Source organism: Streptomyces sp. NPDC039424 (genome assembly GCF_055639495.1).
The window spans coordinates 1-18,854 of sequence record NZ_JBVKAI010000021.1 but is presented as its reverse complement, the minus strand read 5'-3'; the positions used below and the strand labels follow the sequence as shown (position 1 = coordinate 18,854).

General features: G+C 73.1%; 18 protein-coding genes. 9 read left to right on the top strand and 9 right to left on the bottom strand.

What is annotated here, in order from left to right:
- Positions 1-130 precede the first annotated feature (130 nt).
- The 5 genes from ACZ7L0_RS35750 (at position 131) to ACZ7L0_RS35730 (ending at position 7,754) form a co-directional block, all read left to right on the top strand.
- A complete protein-coding gene (locus ACZ7L0_RS35750; protein ID WP_471246723.1) occupies positions 131-1,033 on the top strand; it encodes a universal stress protein in 903 nt (300 codons plus the stop codon).
- A 73-nt stretch (positions 1,034-1,106) separates the two neighbouring features.
- Positions 1,107-1,985: a universal stress protein gene (locus ACZ7L0_RS35745; RefSeq protein WP_471246722.1), complete on the top strand. Its 879-nt coding sequence runs from the start codon at positions 1,107-1,109 to the stop codon at positions 1,983-1,985.
- A 226-nt stretch (positions 1,986-2,211) separates the two neighbouring features.
- Positions 2,212-3,111 (top strand): universal stress protein, encoded by a 900-nt coding sequence (locus ACZ7L0_RS35740; RefSeq protein ID WP_471246721.1) that lies wholly within the window; start codon positions 2,212-2,214, stop codon positions 3,109-3,111.
- 203 nt (positions 3,112-3,314) lie between these two features.
- Positions 3,315-5,663, top strand: coding sequence for a SpoIIE family protein phosphatase (locus ACZ7L0_RS35735; RefSeq protein WP_471246720.1), 2,349 nt, complete (start codon positions 3,315-3,317; stop codon positions 5,661-5,663).
- Between the two features lie 24 nt (positions 5,664-5,687).
- Complete coding sequence (locus ACZ7L0_RS35730; RefSeq protein ID WP_471246719.1) at positions 5,688-7,754, top strand: SpoIIE family protein phosphatase; 2,067 nt, start codon at positions 5,688-5,690, stop codon at positions 7,752-7,754.
- Here the strand turns inward: ACZ7L0_RS35730 and ACZ7L0_RS35725 are convergent.
- Both ACZ7L0_RS35725 and ACZ7L0_RS35720 read right to left on the bottom strand, forming a co-directional pair.
- Positions 7,751-8,149 (bottom strand): SRPBCC family protein, encoded by a 399-nt coding sequence (locus tag ACZ7L0_RS35725; RefSeq protein WP_471246718.1) that lies wholly within the window; start codon positions 8,147-8,149, stop codon positions 7,751-7,753. The genes ACZ7L0_RS35730 and ACZ7L0_RS35725 overlap by 4 nt on opposite strands.
- Before the next feature lie 77 nt (positions 8,150-8,226).
- A complete protein-coding gene (locus ACZ7L0_RS35720) occupies positions 8,227-9,402 on the bottom strand; it encodes an AI-2E family transporter (RefSeq protein ID WP_471246717.1) in 1,176 nt (391 codons plus the stop codon).
- A gap of 116 nt (positions 9,403-9,518) precedes the next feature.
- Between ACZ7L0_RS35720 and ACZ7L0_RS35715 the strand changes: the two genes are divergently transcribed.
- The 4 genes from ACZ7L0_RS35715 (at position 9,519) to ACZ7L0_RS35700 (ending at position 13,953) form a co-directional block, all read left to right on the top strand.
- Positions 9,519-10,277 carry a hypothetical protein gene (locus tag ACZ7L0_RS35715; RefSeq protein WP_471246716.1) on the top strand — a complete coding sequence of 253 codons (759 nt, stop codon included), beginning with the start codon at positions 9,519-9,521 and terminating at the stop codon, positions 10,275-10,277.
- 168 nt (positions 10,278-10,445) lie between these two features.
- The gene (locus tag ACZ7L0_RS35710) at positions 10,446-11,810 is read left to right on the top strand and encodes a serine/threonine-protein kinase (protein ID WP_471246715.1); all 1,365 of its coding nucleotides are present in this window, start codon (positions 10,446-10,448) and stop codon (positions 11,808-11,810) included.
- Between the two features lie 83 nt (positions 11,811-11,893).
- Positions 11,894-12,784, top strand: coding sequence for an SDR family oxidoreductase (locus ACZ7L0_RS35705; RefSeq protein WP_471246714.1), 891 nt, complete (start codon positions 11,894-11,896; stop codon positions 12,782-12,784).
- 113 nt (positions 12,785-12,897) lie between these two features.
- Positions 12,898-13,953: a serine/threonine-protein kinase gene (locus ACZ7L0_RS35700; RefSeq protein ID WP_471246713.1), complete on the top strand. Its 1,056-nt coding sequence runs from the start codon at positions 12,898-12,900 to the stop codon at positions 13,951-13,953.
- A 14-nt stretch (positions 13,954-13,967) separates the two neighbouring features.
- Here the strand turns inward: ACZ7L0_RS35700 and ACZ7L0_RS35695 are convergent, their stop codons facing one another.
- From ACZ7L0_RS35695 to ACZ7L0_RS35665, 7 genes are all read right to left on the bottom strand, one after another.
- Positions 13,968-14,642 carry a hypothetical protein gene (locus tag ACZ7L0_RS35695; protein WP_471246712.1) on the bottom strand — a complete coding sequence of 225 codons (675 nt, stop codon included), beginning with the start codon at positions 14,640-14,642 and terminating at the stop codon, positions 13,968-13,970.
- 102 nt (positions 14,643-14,744) lie between these two features.
- Positions 14,745-15,176: a hypothetical protein gene (locus ACZ7L0_RS35690; protein WP_471246711.1), complete on the bottom strand. Its 432-nt coding sequence runs from the start codon at positions 15,174-15,176 to the stop codon at positions 14,745-14,747.
- Complete coding sequence (locus tag ACZ7L0_RS35685; protein WP_471246710.1) at positions 15,173-15,853, bottom strand: hypothetical protein; 681 nt, start codon at positions 15,851-15,853, stop codon at positions 15,173-15,175. Before ACZ7L0_RS35685 ends, ACZ7L0_RS35690 begins: the two co-directional genes overlap by 4 nt.
- Positions 15,854-15,913: 60 nt before the next feature.
- Positions 15,914-16,333 carry a hypothetical protein gene (locus ACZ7L0_RS35680; protein WP_471246709.1) on the bottom strand — a complete coding sequence of 140 codons (420 nt, stop codon included), beginning with the start codon at positions 16,331-16,333 and terminating at the stop codon, positions 15,914-15,916.
- Between the two features lie 238 nt (positions 16,334-16,571).
- Positions 16,572-17,390, bottom strand: a complete 819-nt coding sequence (locus ACZ7L0_RS35675; protein ID WP_471246708.1) for a hypothetical protein — start codon at positions 17,388-17,390, stop codon at positions 16,572-16,574.
- The gene (locus ACZ7L0_RS35670) at positions 17,387-18,652 is read right to left on the bottom strand and encodes a glycosyltransferase family 4 protein (RefSeq protein ID WP_471246707.1); all 1,266 of its coding nucleotides are present in this window, start codon (positions 18,650-18,652) and stop codon (positions 17,387-17,389) included. The genes ACZ7L0_RS35675 and ACZ7L0_RS35670 overlap by 4 nt, the downstream gene beginning before the upstream one ends.
- A gap of 6 nt (positions 18,653-18,658) precedes the next feature.
- Positions 18,659-18,854, bottom strand: a 196-nt coding sequence (locus ACZ7L0_RS35665) for a hypothetical protein (protein ID WP_471246706.1), incomplete at its 5' end; no start/stop codon positions are given.

Genomic DNA, 18,854 nt, shown 5'->3' with positions numbered 1-18,854 from the left:
TTCCGCAGCCGGGGTTCGGCGGCCCACCGCCGTAGGGCCGGTCGGGCCCGGACAGGGACCTGTGGGCCCTGCCTTCCGGGAGCCCCGGCCGGAAGGCTGGAGCCGAACCCGACAACAGGAGGTGGGCACCATGTCCCGCACCATCACCGTGGGCCTCGACGGTTCCCCCGAGAGCCGGGCCGCCGCCGAGTGGGCGGCCCGCGAGGCGCGGCTGAGTGGTCTGCCACTGCGGCTGGTGCACGTCTGGGAGCCGGTCCCGGCGCCCATGGCACAGGCCCCGCCGCTCGGTGCCGAGACGCACCAGCACTGGACCGGGAGGATTCCGCGCGAGACCGCCGAGGGGCTGCGGCTGCGCCACCCCGGTGTGGAGGTCGTCGCCGAGCAGCGCGGCGGCAGTCCCGGCGAGGTGCTGGCGGCGGCCGAGGAGGCCGAGCTCGTGGTGCTCGGCTCCCGGGGCCTGAGCGGCATCGGCGGCTTCCTGCTCGGCTCCGTCGGACAGGCGGTCGTCGCCCGCGCCGAGCGGCCCGTCGTGCTGGTGCGGGCCGGGGAGCAGGCCTCCGACGAGCACGAGGCGGACCCGGTCGGTATCCCGTCCGCCGCGACGCCGTACCGGCCCGTCGTGATCGGCGTGGACACCGCCGCCCCGGACGACACGCTGCTCGCGTTCGCCTTCGAGGCGGCCTCCCGGCGCGGGACCGCCCTGCGGGCCGTGCACGCCTGGCCCCTGCCGCCGTACTACGCCTACGGCCTCGCCGTCGACCCCGTCTTCGACGAGGAGATCGCCGAACAGCACAAGACCGCGCTCACCGAGGCGCTGCGGCCCTGGCGGCAGAAGTACCCGTCCGTCGAGGCCGTCGAGGACTGCGGGCCCGGCAGCGCGTCGGAGCGCCTGGTCGCCGCCTCGCGCGAGGCGTCCCTGGTCGTCGTGGGCCGCCGCGCCCGCCGTGCCCCGTTCGGCCCACACCTCGGCCCCGTCACGCACGCGGTCCTGCACCACGCCGCCGCGCCCGTGGCCGTGGTCCCGCACGACTGAGCGTCACGTGGGACGGTGGACTGGAAGCGTGTGCTGCACGCCGTGGCGGCCCCGGCGAAAGGTGGTGAGTCCGATGACGGAACTGCCCCTGGTCGTGGGCGTCGACGGATCGGAGTGCGGCCTGGCCGCGGTCGACTGGGCGGTGGCCGAGGCGGCCCGCCGCGGGCTGCCGCTGCGGCTGGTGTACGCCTCCCTGTGGGAACGCTACGAAGGCACCGTTCCGGCAGGCGGCGGGGAGCGCCCCTCCGAGCAGGTGATGGCCGAGCACATCGTCGCCTCGGCGGCGGCGCGGGCCCGGCGGCGCGACCCGGACGTGAAGGTCACCACCGACATCCTCCCGCAGGAGGCGGTGGACGCCCTCCTGCGGGAGAGCGACGACGCCTCCGCCGTGGTGACGGGAGCACGCGGCCGGGGCGAGATCAAGGGGCTGCTCCTCGGCTCGGTCGGTCTGTCCGTGGCCGCCCGCGCCCACTGCCCGGTCGTCGTCGTCCGCGGTGACCGGGCCGGCCTGACCGGCACCCACGGGCGCGTCCTGCTCGGCGCCGGGGATCCCGGCACCGGGGGCGAGGCCGTGCGCTTCGCCCTCCAGGAGGCCGAGGCACGCGGAGGCGTCCTCGACGTCGTACGGGCCTGGCGCCGCCCCGCACACGAGAGCGCCGGGCTGCCCCTGCACGCCGGGAACCCGGCCGTACGGCACGAGCAGCAGGCCTCCGCCCTGCTCGACACACTGCTGCGCGACGCGACGGCCGACCACCCGGACCTCCGGGTACGCCGCACCACGGTGGAGGGCCCGGCCCGCAAGGTGCTGGTGGACCGCTCGGCCGCCGCCGACCTCGTCGTCATCGGGGCCCGCCGCCGGCGCGGCCACCTCGGACTCCAGCTCGGCCGGGTGGCGCACACGCTGCTGCACCACTCGTACTGCCCCGTGGCGGTCGTACCGGAGCACGTATGACGCCGAGCGGACTCCCCCTAAGGGCCCACTCGACCCTCGTGCAGCCGCCCGCGCGATGGTTTGATGGACGTGGCGGAAAGGACTTCCACCAGACGCGGAGAAGCGGCCACCTGCCGCGCACCGCGCAATCCGGATCCGCGAGAAGCGGGTGGTCCTTTCCGCCTCAGCCGTCCCGTCGGACGGGAGCGGCGCCGCGGGGGACCGGCACCTATGGGAGGCACACGTCATGGTCCGGAACATCGCGGCGGCAGTCGACGGATCCCCCGAAGGCCTCGCGGCCGCGCACTGGGCGGCCCAGGAGGCGCTGCGCCGCGGAGCCGCGCTGAGCCTCGTACACGCCTGGCACCCGCACGCACGGCCGGCGCCGTACGTCCCCGCGGACAGCACCGAACACGGCTGGGCCGAGCACCTGCTCGAGGAAGCGGTCGACAGCGTCCGCGCCGCGCATCCCACGCTGACGGCCACCGGCCGCCTGATGCGCGACTCCACGGTCTCCGCGCTGCTCTCGGTGTCCCGCCAGACGGAGTTGCTGGCGCTCGGATCGCCGGTACTCGGCGCTACGGCGGGGTTCGTCACCGGCTCGGTCTCCCAACGCGTGGTGAGCCAGGCCGCCTGCCCGGTGGTGCTGGTACGGGCCGGGAGCGCCGCCGCCGACGACCACCTGCCCGCCGTGGACGGGGTGGCCCCGGACGAGATCCCCGAAACCCCCTACCGCGCCGTCGTCCTCGGCCTGGACGTCGCACACCCCAGCGACGACCTGATCGACTTCGCCTTCGAGGCCGCCCGGCTGCGCCACACCGAGCTCCGCGTCGTCCACGCCTTCAAGGCGCCGCCCGCCGATGCCGTCTCGCCCCATGTCACCGGCCCGGAGCGCCTCGCGGCCGAGGAACACGCGGTCGTCACGGCCCTGCGTCCGTGGAGCGAGAAGTACCCCGAGGTGCCCGTGACCCGGACCGTCGTGGCGGGACGGTCGGGCGCCGAACTCGTGCGCGCCGCCACCGGCGCCTGCCTCGTCGTCGTGGGCCGCCCCACCGGCGGGGGCCGGCTCGGTGCCCACACCGGCCCCGTCGCCCACGCCGTCCTGCACCACGTCGGCTGCCCGGTGGCCGTGGTCCCGCACGCCTGAGCCGCCGTACGGGCGTTCCCTGGCCCGTGAGCACGGCCCTGTGGTCCCACCGAGCGCGGACGCAAGCGAAGGGCGTGGGGCGACCCCCGGTGCGACAATGGGCTCGTGAGGACCCCGCCCTGGGATGGGACGAAGGTATGGGCGTCAGCGGCGCGCTCGGCAGTCCAGGTCCGGCCGATCCGTTCGACATCGAATGCGCGGCCGTGGCGATCACCGATGCCGAGTGGCTGATCGTCTACTGGAGCCCGGGGGCCGAGAGCCTGCTCGGTTATCCGGCCCGTGACGCGGTGGGACGCCCGGTGGAATCCTTCCTGGCGAACGGAAACCCCGCCGCCGCCGTGTCAGGGCTGCGCCGGACCGGCGACGGCTGGACCGGTGCGCTCGCCGGCCGGCACCGTGCCGGTCACGCCCTCGACGTCGCGATCCGGGTGTGCCCCCTGGCCGGCGCGGGCGGCCACCACGGCTGGCTCGTCGTCGCCTGCGACGCCAAGGAACGGACGGCGTACGAGTTCTTCGAGGCGGTCACCCGGGGCCTGCTGGAGCGATCACCCGTGGGAGTCGCCGTCCTGGACACGGACCTGCGCTGGAAATGGGCGAACCGCGCACTGGCCGACATGGAGGGATACGGGTCCGCGGAGGACGACCCGGCCGCCGACTGCGGTGCCCTGGCGGATCACCACGCCCGGCGCGCGCTCGTCACGGGGCAGCCCCAGGTGAGCCTGGAACACACGCCGCCGCACCACGACCTGTCCCGCCGGGGAGGAGAGCGAGCTTTCCGGCTGCGCTCCTTCATCCCCGTACGGGACGCCGCGGGCCGGACACTGGGCATCTGCCTCGTCGCCCTGCACGCCACCGGCCAGGACTCGGCACGCGACCGGCTCGCCCTGCTGAACGCGGCCAGCGCACACATCGGCACCACCCTGGATCTCGACCGGACGGTGCAGGAACTGGCGGAGGTCGTGGTGCCGCGGGTCGCCGACTTCGTGGCGATCGACCTCCTGGACGCCGTACGAACGGACGCGGACCAGCCTCCGGGACCACCCCCGCACGGCGGACCGAAACTGCGCCGGGCCGCTCATCTGTCGATCCAGGAGGACCACCCCGAAGTGGTCGTCGAGATCGGAGCCGGCACCGACTATCCGGCCCGGTCCCCCCAGGAACGCTGCCTGGCCACGGGGAAACCCATCCGCGAGGTCGTCAGCGCCTCGACACCATGGCTGGTCGACGACTCCCGCCGCTGGACGAGGCTCCTCCGGCTGGGCGTGCACGCACATCTGGTCGTCCCTCTCCGGGCCCGCGGGATCACCATGGGGGTGGTGACCCTGCTGCGCTGGAAGAAGCCGGACCCGTTCGACGAGGACGACCTGCTGCTCGTCGAGGAACTGGTGGCGCGGGCCGCGGTGTGCGTCGACAACGCCCGGCGCTTCGCCCGGCAGCATCAGGCGGCGCTCACCCTGCAGACCAGCCTGCTGCCGCCCGTTCTGCCCCGGCACACCGCGGTCGACGTCGCCTACCGCTATCTGCCCGCCGACACCGAGGCGGGCGTGGGCGGTGACTGGTTCGACGTCATCCCGCTCTCGGGCGCCAGGGTCGCACTCGTCGTGGGCGACGTGGTCGGTCACGGGCTGCACGCCGCGGCCAGCATGGGGCGGCTGCGCGCCGCCGTCCAGACGCTGGCCGATCTGGACCTGCCCCCGGACGAACTGCTGACCCATGTCGACGACCTGGTCGTGCGCCTGTCGGACGAAGCCGAAGCAGCCGCGGAGGGCCCGCTGGTGATCGGCGCCACCTGCGTGTACGCCGTCTACGACCCGGTCGCCCGCACCATCGTGGTCGCCCGCGCCGGACACCCCAGCCCCGCCATCGCCCACCTGCGCGAACCCGTCGAGTTCCCCGACATCCCCGCCGGTCCGCCCCTTGGACTCGGCGGCCTCCCGTTCGAGTCCGCCGAGATCCCGGTGGAGGAGGGGAGCATCATCGCGCTCTACACCGACGGGCTGATCGAGGCATCGGACCGGGACGTCGACGTCGGCATGGAACGCCTGTGCTTCACCCTGGCCCACCCCGACCGGCCGCTCGAAGAACTGTGCGACATCATGGTCCGCACCCTGCTGCCGGACCGCCCACGTGACGACGTCGCCTTCCTCATCGCGCGGACCCGCGTACTGAGCCCCGACCGCGTCGCGTCCTGGGACGTCCCCGCGGACCCCTCCGCCGTGCACGTGGCCCGGAACAACGCCGCCCGGCAGCTGTCCATGTGGGGCCTCGACGAGGTGGCCTTCACCACGGAGCTCATCGTCAGCGAACTGGTCACCAACGCCATCAGGCACGCGTACGGCCCGATCAGCCTGCGCCTCATCTACGAGCGCGCCCTGATCTGCGAGGTCTCGGACGCGAGCAGCACCTCCCCGCACCTGCGACGGGCCCTGAGCACCGACGAGGGAGGGCGCGGGCTGTTCCTGGTCGCCCAGGTCGCCCAGCGCTGGGGCACCCGCCACACCTCCGGCGGCAAGACGATCTGGGCGGAGCAACAACTGCCGGACGGTGCGTGAGCGGCCCGGAAGGGAGGGCCTGGGATGACAGCGGAAGCCTTCCGGTCCGACGATGACGGATCCGGCATCGACTCGCTCCGGCCCATCGGGCTGCTGGACGTGCTGAGCGTCGCCGCGGTGGTCCTGGACACCCGCGGGCGCATCGTGTTCTGGAGCCCCCAGGCGGAGGAGCTCTTCGGCTACACCGCGCAGGAGGCGCTCGGCAAGTACGCCGCCCGGCTGCTGGTCCGACCCGAGCACCTGCAGTCCGTACTGAGCCTGTTCGCTGAGGTGCTGGAGACCGGCCGGAGCTGGGCCGGGGCCTTCCCCATCCGGCACAAGGACGGCACGACCCGCCTGATGGAATTCCGCAGCATGCGGCTGCTGGACGACGTCGGGAACGTCTTCGCCCTCGGCATCGCGGCCGACCACACCCTGCTGCAGCGCGTCGAGACCGACCTGGCCCTGTGCGAGCGGCTGATCAGCCAGTCCCCGATCGGTCTCGCCCTCCTGGATCCCGAGCTGCGCTATCTCCTGGTCAACCCGGCGCTGGAGCGCATCGACGGCATACCCGCCGAGGACCACATCGGCCTCCACCTCAGGGACGTCCTCCCCTTCCCCGAAGTCGAGACCATCGAGTCCGCGCTGCACCAGGTGCTCACCACCGGCACCCCGCTGGTCGACCAGTACCACGTGGGCCGTCCCCCGACCGACCCCGACCACGACCACGCCTGGTCCCTGTCCTTCTACCGACTGGAGGACACCGCCGGGCGGACCCTGGGCGCCGCCACCTCGGTCGTCGACGTCACCGAGCGGCACCGCGCGGCCACCGAGGCCGACCGGGCCCGGCGCCGCCTGGCGCTCATCGCCGACGCCTCCACCCGCGTCGGCACCACACTGGAGGTCGAGCACACCGCCCGGGAACTGGCCGACATCGCGACCCCCGAACTCGCCGACGTGGTCGCCGTGGACGTCCTCGACTCCGCCCTGGCCTGCCGCCGTACCCGCAGACCCGACAACGGCCCGGAGCTCTTCCGCGCGCTGGCCCTCAAGGCGGCCCACCCCACCGTGGCCCTGCGCGCCGCCGACCCGCCCGGCGACCTGGCCGCCTACGACGGCGACCGCCTGGTCACCCTGTGCGTGCACACCGGCCGGCCGGTCCTGGTGCGGCACGTGGGAGACCGCGATCTACGGCGCATCGCACGCGACGCCGAGGCCACCACGCTGCTGGCACGCGCCGGCGTGCACTCCTATCTGGCCGTGCCGCTGATCGCCCACGGCGAGGTGCTCGGCGCACTGGACCTCAAACGCACCCGCAATCCGCTCCCGTTCGACGAGGACGACGTCATCCTGGCCGGCGAGCTCGCCAGCCGCGCCGCCGTGGCCATCGACAACGCCCGCTGGTTCCAGAGCGTGCGCAACACCGCCCTCACCCTGCAGCGCAGCCTGCTGCCCGACCATCCACCGCACCCCACCGGCCTCGAACTCGCCTCGCGCTACCAGCCCGCCCAGAGCACCAGCGAGGTCGGCGGCGACTGGTACGACGTCATCGCCCTGGCCGACGACAAGACCGCCCTGGTCGTGGGCGACGTGATGGGCAACGGCATCGACGCCGCCGCCACCATGGGCCGGCTGCGCACCGCCACCTGCGCCTACGCGGACCTCGACCTCGCTCCGGAGGCGGTGCTCCAGCACCTGGACAAGATCACCTGCGATCTGGAGCACTACATCGTCACCTGCCTCTACGCGGTGTACGACCCCCGGACCAGGTTGTGCCAGCTCGCCAACGCCGGACACATGCCCCCGGCGCTGGCCCGCCCCGGCCGGGCCCCGGAACTGCTCGACCTGCCCACCGGAGCCCCGCTCGGCGTCGGAGGCGTCCCCTTCCAGACCACGACGACCCGGCTCGGCCCCGGCGACCTGCTGGTCCTCTACACGGACGGCCTGGTCGAAACGCGCCACCACCCCATCGACGACCGCCTGAACGTGCTCCTCAGCTTCCTCGACGAGCCCAGCCGGCCCCTGGAAGAGACCTGCGACCTCCTTCTGTACGGCCTGCGCCACCCGGACGACCACGACGACGTCGCCCTCCTCGCCGCCCGGACCACCTAGGAGCCGGTGCGCACCTGTTCCTCCAACCGCTCCAGGCTCCTGTCGAGGGCGTCGCGGGCCGCCTGCTCGCCCGGGTCATGGCTGTCCTCGAAGAACGACAGGTGCACCGTCACCTCACTGGTGCCGCCGCCGATCCCGGCGACCTGCAGCCAGCCGGCGTAGCCGCCCTGCTCGCGGGTGCCCCATTCGATGCGCATCTGATCCCGCTCGGCACGCAGCAGGGCCGAGGTGTCCTGGTCGTAGTGATCCTCGTGCACCGTGACCGAGGGTGGCTCCCCGGGGCGCACGTGCAGGGCGTCCGGCAGCCAGGTGTCGAGCCTGCCGACATCGGCCGCCTGGTCGAAGACCTGCTCGGGCTGTGCGGGCATCGTGCGTGAACGTTCGTACTCGGCCATCGCGGCACCGTCCCTCCGCTCGGGGGCCTACCCCGGACGCGTGCCCCTTCTGCGGCAACCGAAAAGTCCCCGGGTCGCTACGTCGGCGCCGTCCGCAGCGCGCGCCGCACCGACCAGACGACGGAGACGAACGGGACGGCCACGACGGCGCCGATCACACCCGCCACGATGCTGCCCCCGATGACGGAAACGGCCACGACGAGCGGATGGAGGCTGACCGCCCAGCTCAGCACCAGCGGATGCAGCACATGGCCCTCGAGCTGGCCGATGACGACGATGAGCACGAGTACGGCCACGGCCGTGAGGGGGCCGCGCCCGGCGAGCGCGACCACCGTCGCCACACCGAGGGCGATCGGCGAGCCCACCAGCGGCACGAACGCCGCGAAGAACTCCAGCAGGGTCAGCGGCAGCGCGAGCGGGACCCGCAGCAGGAACAGGGCGACACCGACCAGTACGGCGTTGGTGGCGGCCACGATGATGATGCCGCGGGTGTAACCGGCGAACGTCCGCCAGGCGGCCCGCCCCGCCCGGTCCCACCTCGGGCGGGCGCCCCTGGGCAGCAACTGGTCGCGCACCCAGCCCCACAGCCGCTCGCCGGAGTGGATGAAGAAGACGGAGGAGAACAGCGCGAGCACACCCGCGGTGACCACCTCGACGACCCTGCCGAGACCGCTGACGGCGCTGCTGAGCAGCCGCGCCCGGTGCGCGGCGACGTAGTCCATCGCCTGGCGCTGCAGATCGGCGAGCCTGCCGGAACTGAGCCGGAACGGCGGGCGCTGAAGCCACAGTTCGATCCGGTGCACGCCGCCCCGGAACTCACCGGCCAGTCTCGTCGACTCGCCCGCCACCGCGTTGCCGACGAGAGCGAGCAGGCCGAACAGCAGCAGCAGACTCCCGACGAGGGCGACGGCGACGCTGAGGGGTCTGGGGAGCACACGGTCGAGCAGGTCGGCGAGGGGGCGCAGCACCGATGTGACGACGAGCGCCAGGAACAGGGCCACGGCGATGAGCTGGAAGCGGCCGAGGATGGTGAAGACGCCGTAGACGACGACGCCGACGACGACGAGGCGCCAGGCGTAGGCCGCGGCGACCCGCAGTGACGGCACCGTGCGCTCTGCCGCCGAAGGGGAGTGCGGGCCGGAGCCGACGCGCCGGGGGAGTCGCACGGTGTGCGCCGGCCGGCTGCCCAGTACCACGCCGCCCGCCCGGCGTTCGCGGCCCCGTCCGGCCGTCCGGCCGTCCGTATCGGCCACGGCGTCTCGCGCCTCCCCTCCGTTCCTGACGGTCGGTCATGTCTAGAGCAAGGTAAGGGCAAGCAGGGCGGCCGACCGGGCACAACGCGCCCGGGCGGGGGCTTTATGCTTCGGCCGTGACTGTGAACGCGGCGCTCGCCGACATCCTCGACCGCGACGCCGCCGAGACCGAGTCGGACCGGCTGCTCGCCGCTCTGGTCGACCACGGTGTGTTCGTGCCCGTGCGGGACAACGGCTCGGTGCTGTTCCTGCGGAGCCAGGACGGCACTCCCGCCCTGCCCGGGTACGTCAGCGAGGCGTGCTGCGCCGGGCGGTTGCCCGAAGCGGCCGGAGCGGTCCACTGCGACGCCCTGCGGCTGCTGGACATCGCCGAGCGGACCGGCGTCGCGAAGCTGGCGCTCCACTCCGCCCAGGGCTGGGCCGGCGTGCCGATACCCCTGCTGCACCGGACCCTCCGTGACCGCGGCCGGCAGGCTGCCGGCGAGCGGCTCGTGCTCACCTGGTCCACCCACCCGGTGGCGGTGGCCCTCCGGGACGCGCTGTCGCGCCGGGTGCGGGAGTTCCCCGCCGTCCGCACGGTCTGGGTGTCGCAGGCGCGGTGGCTCGACACCGGCATGGAACACCTGATGCTGCACATCGCCGTCGACGAAGAGCTTCCGTCGGCTTCCGCGCAGCGCCTGATGGAGACGCTGCTCGCCGAGGAGGTGGTGCTCGGCGCCGACGACCCCCGGGTGTCCATGCTCGCGCTGAACACCACCACGCACGCCGCGTCGACGGCCGAGTTGGGGTCCCTGGGTCTGGACACCGTGCGCTGCGATCACGCCACCGGGCGCGTCGAGGTGGTCTCCCGCGCGTACGACGGCCCGCACCGCTGACGGCAGCGTCCCGCAGTCCGGAATACCGGGCGTCGGCGTCGTGGCCTTCGGTCCGACGGCCGGTGAACGCCGCCCGTGCAGGGATAACGTCCCCCGTTGGGGGAACGCGGACTTCTCCGTCCGGACGCACCGGTCCGGAACACACCGCCGTCCGTCATGGGGGAGCAGATGCCAGTACGCCGATGGTCCTCGGGGCCGGAATCGCCCCCTCGGGGCGCGGTGCTGGCGGGCCGTTACCGAACGGACGCCCTGCTGGGGCGGGGCGGCGCCGCCGACGTCTACGAGGCCTTCGACCTCCAGCTGAGGCGGCCGGTGGCGGTGAAGGTGTTCCGTGCGGGCAGTGACGCGCAGACCGAGGAACGCTTCGCCGAGGAGGCCTTCCTGCTGGCTCGTCTGCAGCACCCCGGACTCGTCACCGTCCACGACTTCGGACGGGACCTAGGCCGCCCCTTCCTGGTCATGCGGCTCCTCAAGGGTTCGACGTTGCGCGCACGCATCGCCGCGGGCGCCCTGCCGCGGGCGCGCGTGTGCACGCTCGGCGCGGCCCTGGCGCAGGCCCTCGCCCACGTACACGCCGCCGGGGTGGTGCATCGGGACGTCAAACCGTCCAACATCCTCATGGACGAGGCCGGCGCCCCCCACCTGACCGACTTCGGCATCTCACGGCTGATCGACGGCACCGCGCACACCGCCACCGGAGCGTTGGTGGGCACCGCCGCGTACCTGGCTCCCGAGCAGGTCATGGGCCGCGAGGTCGGGCCCGCCGCGGATGTCTACGCCCTCGGTCTGACCCTGCTGGAGTGCCTCAAGGGACGACTGGAGTACGACGGCGTCCCGCTGGAGGCGGCGATCGCCCGTCTGCACCGTCCTCCGGTCATTCCCGCCTTCCTCGACGGCGACCTGTCCCGACTGCTGGGCGCCATGACCGCCCTGGACGAGCGCGAACGCCCCGGCGCGTCCGCGTGTGCCGACGCGCTGGCCGCGCTGAGCCCGAGCGGTCCCCGCGCCGCGCTCGCGGCGGGGACGTACGGCACCGATCGTCCGGGGGACAGCCGTACCCCGGCGATTCCCGCCGACCCCGCCGGGCTCAGGACCGTGCCGGCCCCGCGGCCGGCCTCGGCCGCCCGCCGCCGGCGCGGCGGGCGGAGTCTGGCGACAGCCGGCGCCGCGCTGGCCACGCTGCTCGGCGTCACGCTGACGGGATCGATCGGTGACCTGTCCGGCTCCGGTGGTACCGCCTCGGGCACCGATGACCACGGACCGACCGCCCCGGCCACCGAACCGCCGCGCGACCCCTCCGCACCGGCGGCCGGGACGACGCGGCCGGCCCCCGGGACACCCGCCGCCCGGGCCCCGGAACAACCGGCCACCACCGCGGCCCCGTCCCCCACGCCCCGGGCGCAGGGCGAGCCCGGCGGCCGAGGCACGCAGACGACCGTGAAGACCGCGGCGCGAGCCAAGCCGAAGAAGGACAAGACACGGGCGCACCCGTCCAAGAAGCAGAGCGCGCCCCAGCACGGCAAGAAGCGCTGAGCGTGCCGCCGGCGGCTTTCGGCCGAGGGAATCCGGGAACCCGGTCGCCTGTCCCGACCGCCCCAGTGACCACGGAGGCCGACGTGACGGATCAGCACCACGCCCCGCAGGACCCGACCACGCAGCACCCCCGCCCCGACTTCCCCTCCCAGGACCAGCCCCACCCCGGCTGGACCGGGCCGATGGATCCGCCGCCCGACCACGGTGAGGACTCGTACCGCGGCTCCGGGCGCCTGGAGGGCCGCAAGACCGTCATCACGGGCGGGGACTCCGGCATCGGGCGGGCGGTGGCCCTGGCCTTCGCCCGTGAGGGGGCCGACGTGCTGTTCACCTACCTCGCGGAGGAGGAGGGCGAGGCACGCGAGACCTCCCGCCTGGTGGAGGACGCGGGCCGCAAGGCGGTCGCCGTCCCCTGCGACATCCGTGAAGAGGACAGCTGCCGGGCGCTGGTCGAACGGGCGGTCGCCGAGTTCGGGAGCGTCGACGTCCTGGTGAACAACGCGGCGTTCCAGATGTCCCAGCCGGAAGGCATCGAGGCGATCACGACCGAGCAGTTCGACCGGGTGATGCGGACGAACCTGTACAGCATGTTCTGGCTCACCAAGTTCGCCCTGCCGCACATGCCGCAGGGCGGCAGCGTCATCAACACCACGTCGGTGCAGGCGTACAAGCCCAGCCCGCATCTGCTGGACTACGCGATGACGAAGGGCGCGATCGTCACCTTCACCCACGGGCTGGCCCAGCTGCTCGCCGAGCGCGGCATCCGCGTCAACGCGGTCGCGCCGGGCCCGGTGTGGACCCCCCTGATTCCCGCGACGATGCCCGACACGGCGGAGTTCGGCAAGCAGAGCCCGCTGGGCCGCCCGGCCCAGCCGGCCGAGCTGGCCCCGGCCTACGTCTATCTCGCCTCCGCGCAGGCGAGCTACATCACCGGGGAGATCCTCAACGCCACCGGCGGCACACCGCTGCCGTGAGCACCCCTTATCGGGGCATTTGACCTACTTGGCGACTAGGCTTTGGGTATGGCCGGGTCGCGTGGGGACATGGCGGCGCCGGGGTCGGTGCGGAGGGGCGGGGGTGGTGTGCGATGAGTGTCGGGGTGTCGGGGGCCGGCGGCTCGGGAGTCTTCTCGAGCGGCACGGATGTGGTGGGGGCGCGCATCGCGGGTTACCGCGTGGAACGTGAAATCGGCCGCGGCGGAATGGCGGTCGTCTACTGCGCGCGGGATCTGCGGCTGGATCGTCTGGTCGCCTTGAAGCTGCTCGCCCCGGAAATGGCCCGCAATGAGACGTTTCGTCGGCGTTTCGTGCATGAGTCGCGGGTGGCCGCCGCGATCGATCACCCGCATATCGTGCCGATCTTCGAGGCCGGTGAGGCGGAGGGCGTGCTGTACATCGCGATGCGCTATGTGTCCGGCCTGGATCTGCGGGCCCTGCTGGACCAGGAGGGCCCGCTGGCCGTGGCGACGGCGCTGCGCATCGCCGGTCAGGTGGCCTCGGCGCTCGACGCGGCTCATGAGCACGATCTGGTGCACCGGGATGTGAAGCCGGGGAACGTCCTGGTGGCCGGCGGGACGGACAGCGATCACCCCGAGCACGTGTATCTCACCGATTTCGGGCTGACGAAGAAATCGCTGTCGCTGACCGGGTTCACGACGGTCGGTGAGTTCGTGGGGACCCTGGACTATGTGGCGCCGGAGCAGATTTCCGGGCGCCCGGTGGACGGCAGGTGCGATCTCTACAGCCTTGCCTGCGTCATCTACGAGCTCCTCACGGGCGGCCCGCCTTTCAGGCGGGACGAGGACATCGCGTTGCTGTGGGCGCATCAGTACGACGATCCGCCCGCGCTGAGCGAGACGGGGGAGGGGATTCCGCCGGCGTTGGACGAGGTGATGGCCACGGCGCTGGCGAAGGTGCCGGAGGACCGATACGGCTCGTGCCTGGAGTTCGTGGCGGCCTTGCGGGCGGCCGCGGGCGGCGCGGGTGCCGGCGGTGCGAGTGCCGACGGCGCGGGGGCGCGGCCCGTGAGCGAGGAGGACGGCGAGGTGGCCGGGGACCCGTGGCCCGGCGATCCGGTGCCGGATCCGCCGGGCTGGGCCAGGCCGGTCTTCGGCCGTCTGCCGGGTGAGCCCCCTGCCGGGTGACTCCTCGTCCCCGCTCAGTTGACGACGATGTCCCCGGCCGGCTCGGGAGCGTCAGGGGCCGTGCCGGTGCTGGTGTCGTCCTGGTGCGGGTCCATGGGCTCGGGCTGAGGCGTGGGTGTGGGGGTGGGGACGGGGGCGCTGTCGTCGGGCTTGTGGTCGGTGGATCCGGGCGCCTCGGGGCAGGGGGGACCGTTCTTGCCGCCGCTGCCGGAACCGCCGCGGCCGTTGCTCCCGTTCTGGCCGCCGCATCGGCCGTTGCCGCCGCGTCCACCGGCGCCACCCGTGCCCGCACCGCCCGGTGCCGTGCAGACGGGCCCGTCGGTGCCGGTGCCGTTGCCGCCGTTGCCGCCATTGCCGCCGTCACCGCGACGGCAGGGGTCCTCGTGACCGTCATGGCCGTCGTGACCCTTGTGGCCCCTATGGCTGTCGTCGTCCTTATGGCCCTTGTGGCCGCCGCGGTTCCAGCGGTCGTCGTTGTGCTTGCTGTCCTTGTGCTTGTCGTGCTTGTCGTGCTTGTTGTCCTTGTGGCGTCCGTGGTCGTCGTCGTGGGCCGTGGTGGCCGACCGCGTCGTGCTGGGTGCCGTCGGTGCCGCGAACGCGGTGGACGCGGGGATCAGGGCACCGCCGGCGGTCAGCAGGGCGGACGCGGTGGTGATGGCCAGGCGGCGGGTCCAGATGGTGTCGATCACGGTGATCTGTGTCCTTCGTTCGTGGTTCCTGGTACTTCCAGTAGGCCCGGACGGCGCGCCGCGGTCACGTTCCGGCAAGTCGTGGCTTGACGCGGGCCGCGGTCATCGGGTAAGGCCGTTGCTCTCCCCGGCTGCGGAGGCGGCGGGCCGAAGTACCGGATCGCGGTCGACGGCGCCGCTGGGCGGCAGCAGCGCGACGGCGAGGACGAGGGCGGGCAGCACCACGGCCGTGGCCCGCACCGTCCAGTGGCCCATGGCGAACACCCCGGGCCCGGTCGCCGGGCCGGCGGTGGCCCCGCGCCACAGGCGGAGCCACAGCGCCGCGAGGTGCGGCATCGTCACCCGCAGCGCGGCGAAGCCGGGGCCGACGACGACCTCCGCGCCGTAGCCGCCCCGGTCCGTCCACAGGTCCCGGATCTGGCCGCGCCACCAGTCCACTGCCGAGGGCAGCTCCCACAGATAGGTGACCATCAGCAGCCACAGCCACGGCGGCGGAGACAACGGCGTCCCGCCGTCCCGGGCGCCTGGCCTCATCCGGACCGTCCCGCCCGCCGATCCGTCCGTCGGCGCGGCCTCGGCAGCCGGGCGGCCAGTCGGCGCAGGCCGCCCCGGACGCCGGGCGCGGCAGCGTCTTCGTCCGCGTCGGGAGACCGTGCGCCCGCGAGCAGGGCGAGGAAGGCGACGGCTCCCGCGTCGCGGCCGGCGTGCAGTGCGGCCACGGCCTCGGCAGCGCTCCGGTCGGCCTGCGGGCGCCGCACGCCACGGGCCTGCAGACAGCGCGACACCTCCGCGACCGCCCCGGCCAGCACGGCGAGGTCACGGTCCGCCGCCGCGTCCGCGGGCGCCGGGTGAGCCGACTCGGGCCGGGGCGCGGCGACCGGGCTGCCGCTCTGGCGCTCCCGCAGAGCGAGCAGCAGCGCGGACCCGGAGATGACGTTCGCGAGGACCGGCGACCCCAGTGCCGCCTTCAGCAGCGTGTAGGAGGCCGCCAGCGCGTCCCACAGCGTCGGAAGGACGGCGGCGTCCAGTGCGCCTCCGGTGCCCGCCGGGACCGAGGGAACCGGGCGCAGCAGTACGCGGCGCCCTCGGCCGCCGTGCGCGTACACACGGGCGGTGTGGCCGGCGAAGTCGATCTCGTCCGGGGCGGCCCCCGCCGCGATGCTTCCCGCCCAGACGTCCAGGAGCTCGTCGTCGCTAGGACCATTCGACACGGAAGCTCCTGGTGCCGTCGGCCGAGCTGCCGCTGAGGGTCAGGGACGCGGAACCGTCGGTCACGGTCCCCTCCAGGCTCGTACCCACCGCCATGCCGTAGGGGAAGCCGGTGTAGCCGGAGCACTGGAAGAGCGGCTTGGGCACGAATCCACACCCCGGCCGTCGGTGGTGTCGGTTCCGCTCAGCGCGGAGGTCACTCCGAAGGCCCCCTCCGCCGTCTGGCTGTCGCTGGCCCAGGAGAGGTGGAAGGAGTTGCCCTCCGAACCGACCGGATCGTCGATGATCAGCGTCGCCGGCAGGTCGTACGACCGCGAGGCGGCGGCGCAGCCGGGGTCGGCGAAGTCCACGCTGACGTGCGCGGTGCCGCTCCACTCGCCGTGCGGCACCCCGGACGTCACCGCTGTGTCCTCGGACTCCGTCTCGGCGGTGGCGGTGGCGGTGGCGGTGTCCTCCTGCGTGGTGGTCGGCTCCGGGGTCACCGCGCGAGGCAGCCCAGCAGGACACCGACACCCGTCACGGCCGGGCGTGTACCACGTAAACCGGGCTTTCTTCGCGGCCTTTGACGGACCATCTGGTTTTCCCCCCAGCGCCTCCGGTGCTCGCCTGGCGTACTCCGGGACTATACGGAACAGGGAGCATGCTCCCACCCGAAAGTGTTGAAAATCTGACGAATGACAACCGGTGACCGTCTGGGGTCGGTAGCCTTTCGGATTCGTCTCAGCCGACTCGCGTCACCTCGACGGAGAAGTCGTTGTCCACCGTGTAGTAGGGGCGCAGCCGGGCGTCGCCGACGGCGGCCGTCGGGTAGACGAAGACCTCCTTGCGGTCCGCCACGTCGTCGAGGAGGCGGGCGACCCGGATGAGAGGCGCTTCCGTCGCGGGCTGGACGAAGACGTCCCAGACGCCGTCGCCGGCGGGCGTCGCGGCGGCGAGTTCCCCGTAGTCGATGGTGAAGGAGAAACTCCGGCCGTCCTCCGCGGCCCGTGGCCGCACAGTGTGTACGGTGCCGCTGCCACCCCGCAGACGCAGCCGCACCACGGCTCCCTCAGTGAGCGAGGTGCCGTGCAGGCGTGCCCCGACCGTGATCGACCGGTCCGTGACGTCGACGCCGCCCGCCTCGGCGTGGGCGGGGCGGAGCCAGGCGCGGACCGCGAGGTGGCCCTGCTTGGTGACGTAGGGAATCCGGACGGCCAGCGGGGACGGCCGGTCACGGAGGTGCCCGTCGACGAGGGCGCGCAGGTCGCGCAGGCCCGAGCGCAGCTGTTGCCGCTGGGATTCCGGTCCCGCGAGCAGGTACACGTCCCACCGGCCCTGCGCGAGAACGGTCTGCGGGCCCAGGACGGCGCGTTGCCGACCGTCGTCGCAGGGTTCGAGGTCGAGGACATGGAGGGTCTTCTCGGGCTGCCCCTTCTTGGGGCGCAGCCGCAGGAGCAGCTGCCGTCCTTCGGCCGGCCGCAGCGGCAGGTCGAAGGTGATCCGGCCGTCCGCGTCGACCGCGCAGCCCACGCGCGGCGTCGCACCGTGTTCCGTGCTCATCGCACCGGCCTCCTCACCATGCGCAGCACACTGCCGGCCGCGGTGTACGCGGCGTCGCGGGCGGCGAACCCCTGACTGGTCAGGACGCGACGCACGCGGGGGCGTTCTCCTGCGACCGGTCGTCCCGCCCTTCTGGCGGAAACCGCCTCCTCGAGCAACCGCTCGGCCTGCGCGACCACCGGACCGGGGGCGAACCGTCGTGCGTTCTCCAGGGCCGCGCGGCCCGCACGGCGGCGTCGCTCGTCGTCACGGACCAGTTCCAGCAGTGCGGCGGCCAGCGCGTCACGGTCCCCGACCGGCACCAGCCGGCCGTCGACGCCGTCCTCGATGATCTCGGCGGGGCCGTACGGGCAGTCGGTGCTGACCACCGGCAGGCCGCAGCGCATCGCCTCGACGATCGTCATGCCGAACGGCTCGAAGTTGGAGGCGGCGGCGCCGATCGAGGCCTTGACCCACTCCGCCTCCATGGGGGCCGCCGTCCCCATCAGGAAGACGTTGTTCCACAGTCCGCGGTCCGTGATGAGCTGCCGCAGCCGGGCGTGCTGCTCGCCCTTGCCGTAGATGCGCAATTGCCAGTCGGGGTGCTCGGCGGCGACCACGGCGAAAGCCTCGATCAGGAGATCGTAACGTTTCACCGGGACCAGCCGGCCGGCCGCGACGACCACCTTCGCGGTGCCGTCGGCGGCGGGCAGCGCGGGGTCCGGCACGCTGTTCGGGAGGTTCTCCACCCGCACACCGGGCAGCCGCATCTTGCGCCGGTAGGCGGCCGCGTCCGCCTCGGTCACCGTGGTGAGCGCGTCGAGCCGGCGGTAGGCCCGGCGCAGTGCGCTGCGCAGCCGCGCCGGATGGTTGTCCAGGGTCAGGTGCTCCTGCCCGACGCGTGCGACATGGCTCGGCGCCTGGAGCGCGAGATGCACGTTGAGTCCGGGCCGGGTGCCGATCACCACGTCCGCGTCGGTGGTGGCGAGGCATGCGCCGATACGCTCGTCGGTCAGCTCGCTGTACTGCCCGTACCGGTACTCGGCCTCGGGAAACACTTTCGCCGGTCTCAGGTGCAGCGGGTGCTCCTTCTCCTGTCTGAGGTCCACCAGTGGCCGCAGCGACACCCTGGGGTCCAGGGTGAAGGTCGGCCGCTCCAGGTGGCGCAGCACGGAGACGATCTCCACCTCGTGCCGCTCGGCCAGGGCCTGGGCCAGGTTGAACGTCGTGGTGATCGTGCCTCCGATCCCGTAGGCGTTGTGCAGCAGGAAAGAGATCTTCATGGCGGCCTAGACCGTGCCAACTGCCGCATAGTTGCGCCCTGTTACTACTTCGTAATGCTCATCTGTTGTCCAGGTGTCGTGATCGTGGACATCGGGTGCCGCGGATGCTGTGACGCGCCTGTGACAGTCGGCGGACACGGTGGTGAAGTCGGTCGGCCAGGCTTTTTGAAACGGACAAATTGCAGCTTTCGGGCATTTGTCC